The organism is Pseudomonas sp. 2,4-D, assembly GCF_030418155.1.
Lineage (GTDB): Bacteria > Pseudomonadota > Gammaproteobacteria > Pseudomonadales > Pseudomonadaceae > Aquipseudomonas > Aquipseudomonas alloputida.
The window spans coordinates 1-14,836 of sequence record NZ_JAUHUI010000041.1 but is presented as its reverse complement, the minus strand read 5'-3'; the positions used below and the strand labels follow the sequence as shown (position 1 = coordinate 14,836).

Below are 14,836 nucleotides of genomic sequence, written 5' to 3'. Positions count from 1 at the left end.
AGCGCCGCGCGGGCGGCGCTCGATCTCGCAGGCGCTGTATGTCTTAAGCCGGGAACCTGGCGGCGCTCGATCTCAAAGGCGCTACAAGACTCAAGGCAGGCCCTACCATCAAACCTAAGTATCATCATGTTACATATTCAACCTCCACCTGCGACTATCGTGCAGCGGCCCCAGCTTGCCGATCGCCGCTAACATATTGTTTCAATGGCGATGTTTCGCCCCGTTGTCGTTTCTGGTTCACAAAGGAAGCTTTCCCGGATGCAGTCCGCCTACACCGTTCTCATCCTGCTGACGCTGGTCAGCCTGTCGAAGCTGGTCGGCCGTGTGATCCCGCTGCCATTGCCGCTGGTACAGATTGCCGCCGGTGCCTTGCTGGCGTGGCCGACGCTGGGCCTGCATGTAGCCCTTGACCCCGAATTGTTCCTGTTCCTGTTTCTGCCTCCGCTGCTGTTCGCCGACGGCTGGCGCATCCCCAAGCGTGAGTTATGGCGCATTCGTGGCCCGGTAGTGGCGCTGGCCGTGGGGCTGGTGTTGTTCACCGTGGTCGGTGCCGGTTATTTCATCCACTGGTTGCTGCCGAGCATCCCGTTGCCGGTTGCCTTCGCCCTGGCCGCAGTGCTTTCGCCGACCGACGCCGTGGCCGTTTCGGCCATTGCCCAGGACCGCCTGCCCACTCCCCTGATGCACATGCTGCAGGGCGAGGCGCTGATGAACGACGCGTCGGGCCTGGTAACCTTCAAGTTCGCCTTGGCGGCGGCGATCTCCGGGGTGTTTTCGTTGGCTGACGCCAGCTTCAGCTTCGTGTTGGTCGCACTGGGCGGCCTTGCGGTGGGCGTGGTACTGAGCTGGTTGATCGGTCGCCTGCGCATGTGGATGATCACCCGGGGCTGGGACGATCCGGCTACCCACGTGGTGTTCATGTTGCTGCTGCCGTTCGCAGCCTACGTGCTGGCCGAGCGCCTGGGCGTTTCGGGTATTCTCTCGGCGGTGGCGGCCGGCATGATGCAGAGCTGGCTCGACCTGCTGCCGCGTCAGACCAGTACCCGCCTGCTCAACCGCAGTGTCTGGTCGTTGCTGGAGTTTGCCTTCAATGGCCTGATCTTCCTGTTGTTGGGCTTGCAGTTGCCAGACATCATCAAGGCTGTGGTCAGCCACGAAGCGACCCTCTGGCCGACATTGGCCTACCGCTGCCTGGACGTGGTGGCGATCTTTGCCGCACTGATTCTGTTGCGGTTCATCTGGGTCCAGAGTATCTGGCGCTCAATCGGTGTGGTACGTCGCTGGCGCGGCAAGCCGGCATTGGTGCTGATGCCTACGGCGCGTTCCTGCTGGTTGCTGACCTTGGGTGGTGTGCGCGGCGCGGTCACCCTGGCGGGTGTCATGTCGATCCCGTTGCTGATAGGGGCTGGTACAGCTTTCCCGGAGCGTGACCTGCTTATCTTCATTGCTGCGGGGGTAATACTGCTGTCGTTGATCAGTGCCTGCATCGCGCTGCCGCTGTTACTGCGAGGGGTGACCAAGAGCCCTGACGAGCGCTTGCACCAAGAGGTGCAGGAAGCCTGGCGGCGCACAGCCGAGGCGGCGATTCATGCCTTGGAGGCAGAAGAGGTGATCGACAGCAACGCCCCGCAGGACGCTGCGCAGGCAACCTTGGCGACCGAGCTGAAGGCGCGCTTGATGGCTGAATACCGGGATGAGCTGGACAGTTACAACGACAGTGCCGAAGCCAAGGCCCTGGCCGCACAGATGGACTTGTTGGAGCGGCGTTTACGTTTGCGTGCCCTGAGGGCGCAGCGGTTGGAGTTGTACAACCTGCATCGCCAGCACCTGGTGGGGGATGAGGTGGTGCGGCAAGTACTGGGTGAGCTGGATATGAGTGAGGCGAACCTGGGGCAGGTCAAGTAGACCCTATCAAGGCCCTTCGCGGGCACGCCCGCTCCCACGGGTACTGCGCTGCGCTTGAAACCAGCGCAGTACCTGTGGGAGCGGGCGTGCCCGCGAAGGGGTTGATCAGCGGTTTTGCAGGAAGGCGCGAATCCGCTCCGCCGCTTCGATGCATTCGGCCAGCGGTGCAACCAGTGCCATGCGCACGCGCCCGGCACCCGGGTTCACCCCATCCACTTCACGCGACAGGTACGACCCCGGAACCACGGTCACATGCTGGGCTTCGAACAGGTCGCGGGTGAACTCGGCATCGTCGCCCGGTACCTTGGCCCACAGGTAGAAACTGCCGTCCGGGCGCTGCACGTCCAGTACCGGCTGCAGAATATCCAGCACGGCATCGTACTTGGCCCGGTATTGGTCGCGGTTCTCGCGCACATGCGCCTCGTCCTGCCAGGCGGCGATGCTGGCCAGCTGGGTTTGCACTGGCATCGCGCAGCCGTGGTAGGTGCGGTACAGCAGAAACGGCTTGATGATCTGGGCATCGCCCGCGACGAAGCCCGAGCGCAGCCCTGGCAGGTTGGAACGCTTGGACAGGCTGTGGAACACCACGCAGCGCGCAAAATCGCTACGACCAAGCTCGGCGCATGCCGACAGCAGGCCTGGCGGTGGCGCATCCTCGTCGAAGTACAGCTCGCTGTAGCACTCGTCGGCGGCGATCACGAAGTCGTGTTCGTCAGCCAGGGCAATCAGCTTCTTCAGGGTGTTCATCGGCACCAGCGCACCGGTAGGGTTGCCCGGCGAGCACAGGAACAGGATCTGGCAACGCTTCCACACCTCGGCCGGTACGGCGTCGAAGTCTGGGTTGAAACCGTTGTTTTCCAGGCACGGCAGGTAGTGCGGGGTGGCACCGGCCAGCAGCGCTGCGCCTTCGTAGATCTGGTAGAACGGGTTGGGGCTGATCACCAGGCCGTCATCGGCGCGGTTGACCACGGCCTGGGTGAAGGCGAACAGCGCTTCACGGGTGCCGTTGACCGGGAGAATGTGGCGGTCGGCGTCCAGCCAGCCGGCGGGCACGCCAAAGCGTCGTTCGCACCACTGGCCGATGGCCTGGCGCAGGGCTGGCAAACCAAGGGTGCTGGGGTAAACCGCCAGCTTGTCGAGGTTGTCGGCCATGGCCTGGGCGACGAACGCCGGCGATTCGTGCTTCGGCTCACCGATCGACAGGGCGATGGCGCGTTTGTCCGCCGCAGGCTTCACGCTGCCCAGCAGGGCGCGAAGCTTTTCGAACGGATAGGGCTGAAGCTGGGTCAAGGCATGGTTCATCGGCGCAAGGTCTCGTCAATCGTCTAATCGTTAAAAGGTCACGCGGGTCTGGCTGGTGTCACTACCTTGACCGGCCTGCAGTTGCTGCACGATGGCTTCCTGCAGGCGGCTGCACAGCTGCGGGTCTGACAGCGGCTGGTTGTCGGCATCGGTAATGAAGAACACGTCTTCTACCCGCTCGCCGAGGGTGGCGATCTTGGCGTTTTGCAGTGACAGGTCGAACTCCAGGAAGATCCGCCCCAGCCGGGCCAGCAGGCCCGGGCGGTCTGGCGCGGTGATTTCGAGGATGGTCACCGGCCGCTGGGCATCGTTGAGGATGGTCACTTGCGGCGGGAAGTCGAAGTGCTTGAGCTGGCGCGGTACGCGGCGCTGGATGATGGTCGGGTAGTCCTCGGGGTTGCGCAGGGCTTCGGTCAGGCCATCGCGAATCTGCTTGACCCGCTGCGGGTTGTCGCCGATCGAGCCACCGTCGTTGTCCAGCACAATATAGGTGTCGAGGGTGAACTGGCTGCTCGACGTGATGATCCGTGCGTCGTGGATGTTCAGGTTCAACTGCGACATGGCCGCCACCGTCACGGCGAAGAAATCGTGCTGGTCGGGGGCATAGATGAAGATCTGCGTGCCGCCTTCGAACTCGCGCTGGGTGGTTTCCTTGATCAGCACCAGCGGCCCGCCATCGGCCGGTTGCTGCAGGATCGCATCCGTGTGCCAAGCCACGTCGGCGGCGGTGTGCTTGAGGAAATAGTCATCGCCCAGTTGCGCCCATAGCTGCTCGACATCGTCCGGGTCGGTGCCCTCACGCACCAGGATATCCAGTGCTGACGACTGGGTCTGGCGAATCTGCTCTTCGCGGTCCAGCGGGTTTTCCAGGCCCCGGCGCAGGGCGCGCTTGGTTTCGGTGTACAGCTGGCGTAGCAGGCTGGCCCGCCACGAGTTCCACAGGCTCGGGTTGGTGGCGTTGATGTCGGCCACGGTCAGTACGTACAGGTAGTCAAGGCGCGTCTCGTCGCCCACGTGCAGGGCAAAGTCGTTGATCACCTGCGGGTCGGACAAGTCCTTGCGTTGAGCGGTGGTCGACATCACCAGGTGGTTCTGCACCAGCCAGACGATCAGGCGGCTGTCCCAGGCCGGCAACTGGTGCCGTTCGCAGAACTTCTGCGCGTCCACTGCACCGATTTCCGAGTGGTCGCCCTGGCGGCCCTTGCCGATGTCGTGGTACAGCCCGGCCAGGTAGATCAGCTCGGGTTTGGGCAGGCGCCCCATGAGCTTGCTGGCCAGCGGGAATTTCTCGGACACCGGCGTGTATTGCAGCTTGCGCAGGTGCTTGATGAGGTTGAGGGTATGCGCGTCGACCGTATAGATATGGAACAGGTCATGCTGCATCTGCCCGACGATCAGGCCGAACTCTGGCAGGTAACGGCCGAGAATGCCGTAGCGGTTCATCCGGCGCAGGTTGCGGTGGATGCCGATTTCGCACTTGAACAGCTCGATGAACAGGCTGGTATTGCGGATATCGGTGCGGAACGTGTCGTCGATCAGGTGGCGGTGTTCGCGCAGCAGGCGCACGGTATCGGCACGCACGCCCTTGATCTCGGGGTGTTGGGCCATCAGCACGAAGATTTCCAGCATGGCGAATGGCGTGCGTTTGAACACGTTCGGGTGAGTGGCCTCGATATAGCCGTCATGCAGGCGGAACCGCGCATTCAGCGGCTGGGTGCTGCCACTTTCCTCATCGGCGAGGATAACCTCTTCGAAGTGCTGGATGATCAGGTCGCACAGCTGGCTGATGCTCATCACCACCCGGTAGTACTGCTGCATGAACTGTTCGATCGCCCGCTTGGGGTTTTCATCGCTGTAGCCCAGCAGCGTGGCGATGCTGCGCTGGTGGTCGAACAGCAGGCGGTCTTCGGCGCGACCGGCCAGCATGTGCAGGGCATAACGGACTTTCCAGAGGAAGTCCTGGGATGAAGCCAGCAGTTCATTCTCGCTTTCCAGCAAGAAGCCTTCGCCGGCCAGTGCGTGCAGGTTGAGCGTCCCGTACTGGCGGCGGGCCACCCACAGGACCGTCTGGATGTCACGCAGGCCACCTGGCGAACCCTTGACGTTGGGTTCGAGGTTGTACTCGGTGTCGTTGTACTTGTGGTGGCGGGCCTTGAGTTCGGCGCGCTTGGCCAGGAAGAACTCCTTGCTCGGCCACATGTGCGCGGTGCTGGTGACTTCCAGCATGCGCTGGCGCAAGGCCTCGGGGCCGGCGATGGTGCGGCTTTCCATCAGGTTGGTGATCACCGTCAGGTCGGCGCGGGCCTGTTCGGCGCACTCGTCGACGGTGCGCACGCTCTGGCCGACTTCCAGGCCAATGTCCCACAGCAAGGTCAGAAAGCGCTCGATGGCGTCGCGGTACTGCTCGTGCTCGGCAGCGCCCAGCAGAATCAGCAGGTCGATGTCCGAGTGCGGGTGCAGTTCACCGCGCCCGTAGCCGCCCACCGCAACCAGGGCAATGCCGCTCTGGTCGCCCCAGTCGAACTGGTTCCACGCCTGTTGCAGGATATTGTCGACGAGCCAGGCGCGGGCCTCGATCAGCGGGCGGATGTCGCTGCCGGCGCGAAAACGTTTGTCGAGCACCTCGCCGGCCAGGCGGATGGCTTTCTTGAAGGCGGCGATGGGGCTCGCCTTGAGGGCCAGTTCCGCCTGGAACTGGCCACGGTCGAACAGCTCGGGGTCCACCTGGGGCATCGCGTCACGTTCCTGTCGTGGGTGGCCTGTCGGGGTGTGGTCAGGCCGAAGTGCGCGGGATGGTGTCGTCCTTGCGCAGGGTGAAGATCTCGTAGCCAGTCGCGGTCACCACCAAAGTGTGTTCCCACTGGGCCGAGAGCTTGCGGTCCTTGGTGATGGCGGTCCAGCCGTCGCCCAGCACCTTGGTGTCGGCCTTGCCCTGGTTGATCATCGGCTCGATGGTGAAGGTCATGCCTTCCTTCAGCTCCATGCCCGTGCCAGCGCGGCCATAGTGGAGGATCTGCGGCTCTTCGTGGAACACCTTGCCGATGCCATGACCGCAGAACTCGCGTACCACCGAGAAACCGTTCTTTTCCGCGTGCTTCTGGATCACTTCACCGATGTCGCCCAGGCGGCAGCCCGGCTTGACCAGCTCGATGGCCTTGTACATGCATTCCTGGGTGACCTTGGACAGGCGCTCGGCCCAGACCGGCACGTTACCGACGTGGAACATGCGGCTGGTATCGCCGTGGTAGCCGTCCTTGATCACGGTGACGTCGATATTGAGCGTGTCACCGTCCTTGAGCGGCTTGTCGTTGGGGATGCCGTGGCAGACCACATGGTTGATCGAGGTGCAGATCGACTTCGGGTAGCCCTTGTAGTTGAGCGGTGCCGGGATGGCCTGCTGAACGTTGACGATATAATCGTGGCACAGGCGGTCGAGCTCTTCGGTGGTGACACCGGGCTTGACGTGTTCTTCGATCATTTCCAGCACTTCGGCGGCCAGGCGGCCAGCGATGCGCATCTTCTCGATGTCTTCTGCGGTCTTGATGGTGACGGTCATTACAGGCTCTCTACGGCGCCGTGCACGGCGCGAACAAACGGGAAAGGCCGGATTCTAGCAGAGCAGGGCGCCGATCGGTCGGGATAAAGGCGGCCATGCTGTTGTCTACAGCTGGCATTCTGGCGCGAAAGCCGGGGTGCTGCAAAAAGTGCTGACAGACGCAACAGTATCCGGGTTCCGTTCGCTCGCGGTCTGTGGTATAAAATGCGCCGCTTTCGGGGACGACCCCGTCAGCACTTAACCCACACACGTGTCGACACGATGACCTGGGTGCCCCGAGTTGCAGAATTCGCGGGTTGGTCATTGGGATACGTGGAGGCCCAACCCGACTTATCAAGGAACTATCATGTCCCAAGTCAACATGCGCGATATGCTGAAGGCCGGTGTGCACTTCGGCCACCAGACCCGTTACTGGAACCCGAAAATGGGCAAGTACATTTTCGGCGCGCGTAACAAGATCCACATCGTCAACCTGGAAAAAACCCTGCCAATGTTCAACGACGCTCTGTCGTTCGTAGAACGCCTGGCCCAGGGCAAGAACAAGATCCTGTTCGTCGGCACCAAGCGTTCCGCCGGCAAGATCGTCGCCGAGCAAGCAGCTCGTTGCGGTTCGCCGTACGTTGACCACCGTTGGTTGGGCGGCATGCTGACCAACTACAAGACCATCCGCGCTTCGATCAAGCGTCTGCGCGACCTGGAAACCCAGGCCGAAGACGGCACTTTCGCCAAGCTGACCAAGAAAGAAGCCCTGATGCGCTCCCGCGACCTGGAAAAACTGGATCGCAGCCTGGGTGGCATCAAGGACATGGGCGGTCTGCCAGACGCTCTGTTCGTCATCGACGTTGATCACGAGCGCATCGCGATCACCGAAGCCAACAAACTGGGTATCCCGGTTATCGGCGTTGTCGATACCAACAGCAGCCCGGAAGGTGTTGACTACATCATCCCAGGTAACGATGACGCCATTCGCGCTATCGAGCTGTACATGACTTCGATGGCTGACGCAGTCATCCGCGGCCGCAACAACGTTGCCGGCGGCACCGAAGTTTACGCTGAAGAAGCGGCTGCACCTGCTGCTGAGTAATAGGCGCTAGCGTCTACTTGGCACGCAAAAAGGGGGCTTTGCCCCCTTTTTGCCACCTTGAAATCCTGCTGTCAGCATCGGCCCCGCATCATGGGCCTGCTGAAATGAAAACAGCGGATTTGCAGAATTGAACGCCCGTGATTGACGGGTGGAATGGTTGAAAAACTTTCCAAGAGGATTTTGAAATGGCAGCAATTACTGCAGCGCTGGTAAAAGAACTGCGCGAGCGTACCGGCGAAGGCATGATGGATTGCAAAAAGGCCCTGGAAAAGGCCGGCGGCGACATCGAGAAAGCCATTGACGACATGCGTGCCTCGGGCGCCATCAAGGCCGCCAAGAAGGCTGGCAACGTCGCTGCTGAAGGCGCTATCGCCGTCAAGACCGACGGTACATCCGCCGTCCTGCTGGAAGTGAACTCGCAGACCGACTTCCTGGCCCTGCAAGACGACTTCAAGAACTTCGTGGCCGAAAGCCTCGAAGAAGCCTTTGCCCAGAAGCTGACCGACGCCGCTCCGCTGATCGCCTCGCGTGAAGCTGCTCGTGAAGCCCTGGTTGCCAAGTGCGGCGAGAACGTCAACATCCGTCGCCTGGTGCGCGTTGAGGGTGACGTTGTCGGTGCCTACCTGCACGGCAACAAGATCGGCGCTGTCGTCGTTCTGAAAGGCGGTGACGTGGAGCTGGCGAAGAACATCGCCATGCACGTTGCAGCTTCGAACCCTGAGTTCCTGGATTCGTCGGAAATCTCCGCCGAGGCCATCGAGCGCGAGAAGAATGTCTTCCTGCAGCTGAACGCCGACAAGATCGCCGGCAAGCCGGAAAACATCGTTGAGAACATGATCAACGGTCGTATCACCAAGTTCAAAGCCGAAGCCTCGCTGAAAGAGCAAGCCTTCGTCATGAACCCGGAAGTCAAGGTTGGCGAGCTGGCCAAGAAAGCCGGTGCTGAAATCGTTTCCTTCACCTACTTCAAAGTAGGCGAAGGCATCGAGAAGCCAGTCGACGACTTCGCTGCTGAAGTTGCCGCTCAGGTCGCTGCTGCCAAGCAGTAAGACAGCCCCGTCTGTCGCCCCAAAGAGGCTGCCCGCTCACGCGCGCAGCCTCTTTGTCAAAACGGGGAGGGGTTTATACGACTCCCTCTTCGCTGGCACCGAAGCGGTGCCACGCTACAGTTAGCAGGCTGCAAGCAGCCCGCACGAATTTTCTAAAAGTACGCCGCAGGAGAGACTCGCAATGGCTCAGCAGGTGAGTGGTCGCCAACCTCGCTATAAACGCATTTTGCTCAAACTTAGCGGCGAGGCCCTGATGGGCTCGGAAGACTTCGGGATCGACCCGAAAGTGCTGGATCGCATGGCGCTTGAAGTTGGCCAGTTGGTAGGGATCGGCGTCCAGGTCGGCCTGGTGATCGGTGGTGGCAACCTGTTCCGCGGCGCCGCGCTCAGCGCTGCCGGCATGGACCGCGTCACGGGTGACCACATGGGGATGCTGGCTACCGTGATGAACGGCCTGGCCATGCGCGATGCGCTGGAGCGCTCGAACATCCCGGCCCTGGTCATGTCGGCCATTTCCATGGTGGGTGTCACCGATCATTACGATCGCCGTAAAGCTATTCGTCACCTCAACTCCGGGGATGTGGTAATTTTCTCCGCCGGTACCGGCAACCCGTTCTTCACCACCGACTCCGCGGCCTGCCTGCGCGCCATCGAAATCGATGCTGACGTGGTGCTGAAGGCGACCAAGGTCGATGGTGTGTACACTGCCGATCCATTCAAGGACCCGCATGCCGAGAAATTCGATCACCTGACCTACGATGAGGTTCTGGATCGCAAGCTGGGTGTGATGGACCTGACCGCAATCTGCCTGTGCCGTGACCACAAGATGCCATTGCGGGTATTCAACATGAACAAGCCTGGCGCCCTGCTGAACATCGTGGTGGGTGGCGCTGAAGGCACACTGATCGAGGAAGGCCAAGCATGATCAACGACATCAAGAAAGACGCGCAGGAGCGCATGGGCAAGTCCATCGAAGCCCTGTCCCGCAACCTGGCTGCAATCCGCACCGGTCGCGCTCACCCAAGCATCCTGGACAGCGTCAAGGTTACCGCCTGGGGTAGCGAAATGCCGCTGAACCAGGTCGCCGCGATCACCGTCGAAGATGCCCGCACCCTGAAGATTGTCGCTCACGACAAGAACCTCAGCGCTGCCATCGAAAAGGCCATCCTCACCTCCGATCTGGGCCTTAACCCGTCCAGCGCCGGTACCACCATCCGTGTGCCGATGCCGGCCCTGACCGAGGAAACCCGCAAGGGCTACACCAAGCAGGCCAGCGGTGTTGCCGAGGATGCCAAGGTGGCCGTGCGCAACGTGCGCCGCGACGCCCTGGCTGACCTGAAAAAGCTGACCAAGGACAAGGAAATCAGCGAAGACGAAGAGCGTCGCGCCGCGGACGAGATCCAGAAGCTGACCGACAAGTTCGTCGCCGAAGTGGATGCTGCCTTCAAAGCCAAGGAAAAGGACCTGATGGCCGTCTAAGGCCGGGGTTTTTTAATGGAAAAGACCAAGCCAGCGGCGCCGTCCTCGGTGCCGCGTCATGTCGCGATCATCATGGATGGCAACAACCGCTGGGCGAAAAAACGCCTGCTGCCCGGCGTGGCCGGGCACAAGGCGGGTGTGGATGCCGTTCGCGCGGTCATCGAAGTCTGTGCCAAGTCCGGGGTCGAGGTACTGACCCTGTTTGCCTTCTCCAGCGAGAACTGGCAGCGCCCTGCCGAAGAGGTCGGTGCGTTGATGGAGTTGTTCTTCTCGGCGCTGCGCCGTGAGGCCAAGCGCCTTGACGAGAACAATATCAGCCTGCGCATCATCGGCGACCGTTCGCGTTTCCATCCTGAGCTGCAGGCCGCCATGCGCGAGGCCGAGGCAGTGACCGCTGGCAACAACCGTTTCATTCTGCAGATAGCAGCCAACTACGGTGGTCAGTGGGACATCGCCCAGGCTGCCCAGCGGCTGGCGCGGGAAGTGCAAGCCGGGCACCTGCGCCCGGAAGACATCACCCCGGGTCTGCTGCAGACCTGCCTGGCAACCGGCGACCTGCCATTACCGGACCTGTGCATTCGCACCGGTGGCGAGCACCGCATCAGCAATTTCCTGTTGTGGCAGCTGGCCTATGCCGAGTTGTACTTCTCCGACCTCTACTGGCCGGACTTCAAACACGAGGCCATGCGCAATGCCCTGGCCGATTTCGCTTCGCGCCAGCGCCGCTTCGGTAAGACCAGCGAGCAGGTCGAGGCTGGAGCTCGTGCTTAATGCTTAAACAACGCATCATTACTGCGCTGATCCTGCTGCCGGTCGCGCTGGGTGGTTTCTTCCTGCTCAATGGCGGGGATTTCGCCCTGTTCATCGGCTTCGTAGTGACCCTCGGTGCCTGGGAGTGGGCGCGCCTTGCCGGGCTGATGGCCCAGCCCCTGCGCATTGCCTATGCAGCGGTGGTCGCGGGGGCGCTGATGCTGCTGTACATCCTTCCGGAGCTGGCACCCTGGGTGCTGGGCGCTGCCGTGATCTGGTGGGGGCTGGCCACTTGGCTGGTGCTTACCTACCCGCGCAGCGGCGAACTGTGGGCCAGTGCTGCCTGTCGGTTGTTGATCGGCCTGCTGGTGTTGCTACCGGCCTGGCAAGGGTTGGTGCTGCTCAAGCACTGGCCCCTGGGCAATTGGCTGATCCTGTCCGTCATGGTGCTGGTGTGGGCCGCCGACATCGGTGCGTACTTCTCTGGCCGGGCATTCGGCAAGCGCAAGCTGGCTCCTCAGGTCAGCCCGGGCAAGAGCTGGGAAGGCGTGTACGGTGGCCTGGCGGTCAGCCTGTTGATTACCCTTGGTGTCGGCATCAGCCGCGACTGGGGCTTTGGTCAGATCCTGCTGGGCCTGTTGGGCGCTGCGTTGCTGGTGATGTCCTCGGTGGTCGGTGACCTGACCGAGAGCATGTTCAAGCGTCGCTCAGGTATCAAGGACAGCAGCAATCTGCTGCCCGGGCATGGGGGTGTGCTCGATCGCATTGACAGCCTGACTGCGGCAATCCCGATTTTCGCCGTGCTGTTGTGGGCTGCCGAATGGGGTGTGATGTGAGTCGCCCGCAGCGTATTACCGTACTCGGGGCCACCGGTTCCATTGGCCTTAGCACGCTGGATGTGATTGCGCGTCATCCTGACCGTTATCAAGCGTTCGCCCTCACAGGCTATTCGCGCATCGACGAGCTGTTGGCGCTATGCGTGCGTCATCGTCCGGCATTTGCTGTGGTGCCGAGCACTGAGGCGGCGGTGAGGTTGCGTGCGAGTCTGGCTGCGGCCGGTTGCACCACCGAGGTGCTGGAAGGTGAGGCCGGGCTTTGCCAAGTAGCGTCGGCCGCTGAAGTGGATGCAGTGATGGCAGCCATTGTCGGTGCTGCCGGCCTGCGCCCCACGCTGGCGGCAGTCGAGGCAGGCAAGAAGGTGTTGCTGGCCAACAAGGAAGCACTTGTGATGTCGGGCGCGCTGTTCATGGAGGCGGTGCGGCAAAAGGGTGCGGTGCTGCTGCCGATCGACAGTGAACACAACGCTATCTTCCAGTGCATGCCAGGCGACTATGCCCGTGGCCTGAGTGCCGTCGGTGTGCGCCGGATCCTGCTTACCGCGTCCGGCGGGCCGTTCCGCGAAACGCCGGTCGAGGCGCTGCTGGACGTGACCCCGGAGCAAGCCTGTGCGCACCCCAACTGGTCCATGGGGCGCAAGATCTCCGTGGATTCGGCCAGCATGATGAACAAAGGCCTCGAGTTGATCGAAGCCTGCTGGTTGTTCGATGCCGTGCCGTCCAAGGTTGAGGTGGTGGTGCACCCACAGAGCGTAATCCACTCGCTGGTCGACTACGTGGACGGTTCGGTACTCGCGCAGTTGGGCAACCCGGACATGCGTACGCCGATCGCCAACGCGTTGGCTTGGCCGGAACGGATCGATTCCGGGGTTGCCCCTCTGGATCTGTTCGCCATCGCCCGTCTGGATTTCCAGGCGCCCGACGAACAACGCTTCCCTTGCCTGCGCCTTGCGCGGCAGGCTGCCGAGGCTGGCAATAGCGCGCCTGCCGTGCTCAATGCGGCCAACGAAGTCGCGGTCCAGGCATTTCTTGAACGGCGCATCCGCTTTCCGGAGATCGCGGGTATGATCGAACAGGTACTCGACCAGGAACCGGTCGTGCCGCTGCCGTCGCTGGATGCGGTGTTTGCCGCCGATCAGCGTGCCCGGGAGCTTTCCCGTGAGTGGCTGAGGCGTCACGGCCGCTGATGCAGCCCCGCCAAGGTTCGTGAGGGGGCTGGGCAGGATGCCGGCCCGCTGAACATCATTCGGAGATGGACATGACAGCGCTCTACATGATTATCGGCACCCTCGTGGCGTTGGGTGTGTTGGTCACTTTCCACGAATTCGGTCACTTCTGGGTGGCGCGCCGCTGCGGCGTCAAGGTGCTGCGTTTCTCAGTGGGTTTCGGCACGCCGCTGCTGCGGTGGCATGATCGCCACGGCACCGAGTTCGTTGTTGCGGCCATTCCTCTGGGTGGCTACGTCAAGATGCTCGACGAGCGCGAAGGCGATGTGCCGCCGGCGCTGGCCGGGCAGTCGTTCAACCGCAAGTCGGTGCGCCAGCGTATTGCGATTGTCGCGGCAGGCCCGATCGCCAATTTTCTGCTGGCTATCCTGTTTTTCTGGGTGCTGGCGATGCTGGGTACCCAGCAAATCCGCCCGGTTATCGGCGCGGTCGACAATGGCAGCCTGGCAGCATCTGCAGGGCTGACCGCAGGTCAGGAAATCGTTTCTGTAGATGGCAAGCCGACCAACGGTTGGTCGGCGGTCAATTTGCAGCTGGTTCGTCGTCTGGGCGAGAGCGGTACCTTGCAGATTGGCGTCCGCGATGAGGGCGCCAGCGCCGAGCGTCAGTTGCAGGTCAAGCTGGACAATTGGCTCAAGGGCGCCGACGAGCCGGACCCGATTCAATCCCTGGGGCTGCGTCCTTGGCGACCGGCGATCACACCTGTGCTGGCCGAGATCGATCCGAAGGGGCCGGCTGCCGCTGCGGGCCTGAAAACCGGTGACAAGCTGCTGGCTCTGGATGATGTGGCAGTGACCGAATGGCAGCAGGTTGTCGACCGCGTACGCGCCCGCCCGGATGCCAAGGTCGTGGTGCGAGTGGAGCGCGATGGCGCTGCCCTGGAGCTGCCGGTGACCTTGGCCCGCAAGGGAGAGGGCAAGGCAGTCGGTGGCTATCTTGGCGCGGGCGTCAAAGGTGGCGAATGGCCTGCCAACATGCTCCGCGAAATCAGCTACGGCCCGCTGGATGCGGTGGGTGAGAGCTTGTCGCGTACCTGGAACATGAGCGTCCTGACCCTTGAATCGCTGAAGAAAATGCTGTTCGGGGAGCTCTCGGTAAAAAACTTGAGTGGACCGATAACCATTGCTAAAGTGGCGGGCGCTTCAGCCCAGTCCGGCGTGGGGGATTTCCTGAATTTCCTGGCCTACCTGAGCATAAGCCTGGGGGTTCTTAACCTGCTGCCCATTCCAGTACTGGACGGGGGGCATTTGCTGTTTTACCTGGTCGAGTGGGCGCGCGGTCGTCCGCTGTCGGATCGGGTGCAAGGTTGGGGGGTTCAGATCGGTATCAGTTTGGTCATAGGGGTGATGTTGCTCGCCCTGATCAACGATCTGGGTCGACTATAAAGCTTCGCTCAATTGCGAACCTGCCGTTCTGTGACGGCAGGTTGTTTATTGCCAGTTGGAATAAAAGGACTTCATGAAACGTCTGCTGCTAACTGCGGTCATGTCCGCACTGATGATCGCTGAAGTTCACGCCGAGTCCTTCACCATCTCCGATATTCGCGTCAACGGCCTGCAGCGGGTTTCCGCTGGCAGTGTGTTCGGTGCCTTGCCGCTGAACGTTGGCGACCAGGCCGACGACCGCCGCCTGGTGGACTCGACTCGTTC

The 14,836-nt window shown here is 62.0% G+C and carries 12 protein-coding genes and 1 pseudogene; 10 read left to right on the top strand and 3 right to left on the bottom strand.

Annotated features, from left to right (window positions below; translation table 11 throughout):
• Positions 1-258 precede the first annotated feature (258 nt).
• Complete coding sequence (locus QYE47_RS22450; RefSeq protein ID WP_070384293.1) at positions 259-1,905, top strand: Na+/H+ antiporter; 1,647 nt, start codon at positions 259-261, stop codon at positions 1,903-1,905.
• A 105-nt stretch (positions 1,906-2,010) separates the two neighbouring features.
• On the opposite strand, the gene dapC is transcribed toward QYE47_RS22450, so the two are convergent.
• From dapC to map, 3 genes are read right to left on the bottom strand one after another with little or no spacing between them, the layout of a single operon-like run.
• Positions 2,011-3,207, bottom strand: a complete 1,197-nt coding sequence (gene dapC / locus QYE47_RS22445; RefSeq protein WP_010952672.1) for a succinyldiaminopimelate transaminase — start codon at positions 3,205-3,207, stop codon at positions 2,011-2,013.
• Between the two features lie 30 nt (positions 3,208-3,237).
• Complete coding sequence (locus QYE47_RS22440) at positions 3,238-5,940, bottom strand: [protein-PII] uridylyltransferase (RefSeq protein ID WP_010952673.1); 2,703 nt, start codon at positions 5,938-5,940, stop codon at positions 3,238-3,240.
• Between the two features lie 40 nt (positions 5,941-5,980).
• Positions 5,981-6,763, bottom strand: coding sequence for a type I methionyl aminopeptidase (gene map / locus QYE47_RS22435; RefSeq protein ID WP_003252286.1), 783 nt, complete (start codon positions 6,761-6,763; stop codon positions 5,981-5,983).
• Between the two features lie 346 nt (positions 6,764-7,109).
• Here map and rpsB point away from each other — a divergent pair, with 346 nt between their 5' ends.
• The 9 genes and pseudogenes from rpsB to QYE47_RS22390 all read left to right on the top strand — a co-directional run.
• Positions 7,110-7,847: a 30S ribosomal protein S2 gene (rpsB, locus tag QYE47_RS22430; RefSeq protein WP_003252287.1), complete on the top strand. Its 738-nt coding sequence runs from the start codon at positions 7,110-7,112 to the stop codon at positions 7,845-7,847.
• A 185-nt stretch (positions 7,848-8,032) separates the two neighbouring features.
• A complete protein-coding gene (gene tsf / locus QYE47_RS22425; RefSeq protein WP_003252290.1) occupies positions 8,033-8,896 on the top strand; it encodes a translation elongation factor Ts in 864 nt (287 codons plus the stop codon).
• A gap of 181 nt (positions 8,897-9,077) precedes the next feature.
• Positions 9,078-9,821, top strand: coding sequence for a UMP kinase (gene pyrH, locus QYE47_RS22420; protein ID WP_003252294.1), 744 nt, complete (start codon positions 9,078-9,080; stop codon positions 9,819-9,821).
• The gene (gene frr, locus QYE47_RS22415; RefSeq protein WP_003252296.1) at positions 9,818-10,375 is read left to right on the top strand and encodes a ribosome recycling factor; all 558 of its coding nucleotides are present in this window, start codon (positions 9,818-9,820) and stop codon (positions 10,373-10,375) included. The genes pyrH and frr overlap by 4 nt, the downstream gene beginning before the upstream one ends.
• A gap of 15 nt (positions 10,376-10,390) precedes the next feature.
• Positions 10,391-11,146, top strand: coding sequence for a polyprenyl diphosphate synthase (gene uppS / locus QYE47_RS22410; RefSeq protein ID WP_010952675.1), 756 nt, complete (start codon positions 10,391-10,393; stop codon positions 11,144-11,146).
• Positions 11,146-11,961 carry a phosphatidate cytidylyltransferase gene (locus tag QYE47_RS22405; protein WP_070384292.1) on the top strand — a complete coding sequence of 272 codons (816 nt, stop codon included), beginning with the start codon at positions 11,146-11,148 and terminating at the stop codon, positions 11,959-11,961. Before uppS ends, QYE47_RS22405 begins: the two co-directional genes overlap by 1 nt.
• Complete coding sequence (ispC, locus tag QYE47_RS22400) at positions 11,958-13,148, top strand: 1-deoxy-D-xylulose-5-phosphate reductoisomerase (protein ID WP_049587431.1); 1,191 nt, start codon at positions 11,958-11,960, stop codon at positions 13,146-13,148. Before QYE47_RS22405 ends, ispC begins: the two co-directional genes overlap by 4 nt.
• 71 nt (positions 13,149-13,219) lie before the next feature.
• Positions 13,220-14,572: an RIP metalloprotease RseP gene (gene rseP, locus QYE47_RS22395; RefSeq protein ID WP_070384503.1), complete on the top strand. Its 1,353-nt coding sequence runs from the start codon at positions 13,220-13,222 to the stop codon at positions 14,570-14,572.
• 73 nt (positions 14,573-14,645) lie between these two features.
• A pseudogene (locus tag QYE47_RS22390) lies at positions 14,646-14,836 on the top strand (outer membrane assembly protein); the annotation flags it as partial.

Excerpts from the sequence above, each read along its gene's own strand:
- tsf (WP_003252290.1), top strand. The coding sequence starts at position 8,033 with ATGGCAGCAATTACTGCAGCGCTGGTAAAAGAACTGCGCGAGCGTACC.
- map (WP_003252286.1), bottom strand. The coding sequence starts at position 6,763 with ATGACCGTCACCATCAAGACCGCAGAAGACATCGAGAAGATGCGCATC.
- QYE47_RS22405 (WP_070384292.1), top strand. The coding sequence starts at position 11,146 with ATGCTTAAACAACGCATCATTACTGCGCTGATCCTGCTGCCGGTCGCG.
- frr (WP_003252296.1), top strand. The coding sequence starts at position 9,818 with ATGATCAACGACATCAAGAAAGACGCGCAGGAGCGCATGGGCAAGTCC.
- QYE47_RS22450 (WP_070384293.1), top strand. The coding sequence starts at position 259 with ATGCAGTCCGCCTACACCGTTCTCATCCTGCTGACGCTGGTCAGCCTG.
- dapC (WP_010952672.1), bottom strand. The coding sequence starts at position 3,207 with ATGAACCATGCCTTGACCCAGCTTCAGCCCTATCCGTTCGAAAAGCTT.
- QYE47_RS22440 (WP_010952673.1), bottom strand. The coding sequence starts at position 5,940 with ATGCCCCAGGTGGACCCCGAGCTGTTCGACCGTGGCCAGTTCCAGGCG.
- rseP (WP_070384503.1), top strand. The coding sequence starts at position 13,220 with ATGACAGCGCTCTACATGATTATCGGCACCCTCGTGGCGTTGGGTGTG.
- uppS (WP_010952675.1), top strand. The coding sequence starts at position 10,391 with ATGGAAAAGACCAAGCCAGCGGCGCCGTCCTCGGTGCCGCGTCATGTC.
- pyrH (WP_003252294.1), top strand. The coding sequence starts at position 9,078 with ATGGCTCAGCAGGTGAGTGGTCGCCAACCTCGCTATAAACGCATTTTG.
- rpsB (WP_003252287.1), top strand. The coding sequence starts at position 7,110 with ATGTCCCAAGTCAACATGCGCGATATGCTGAAGGCCGGTGTGCACTTC.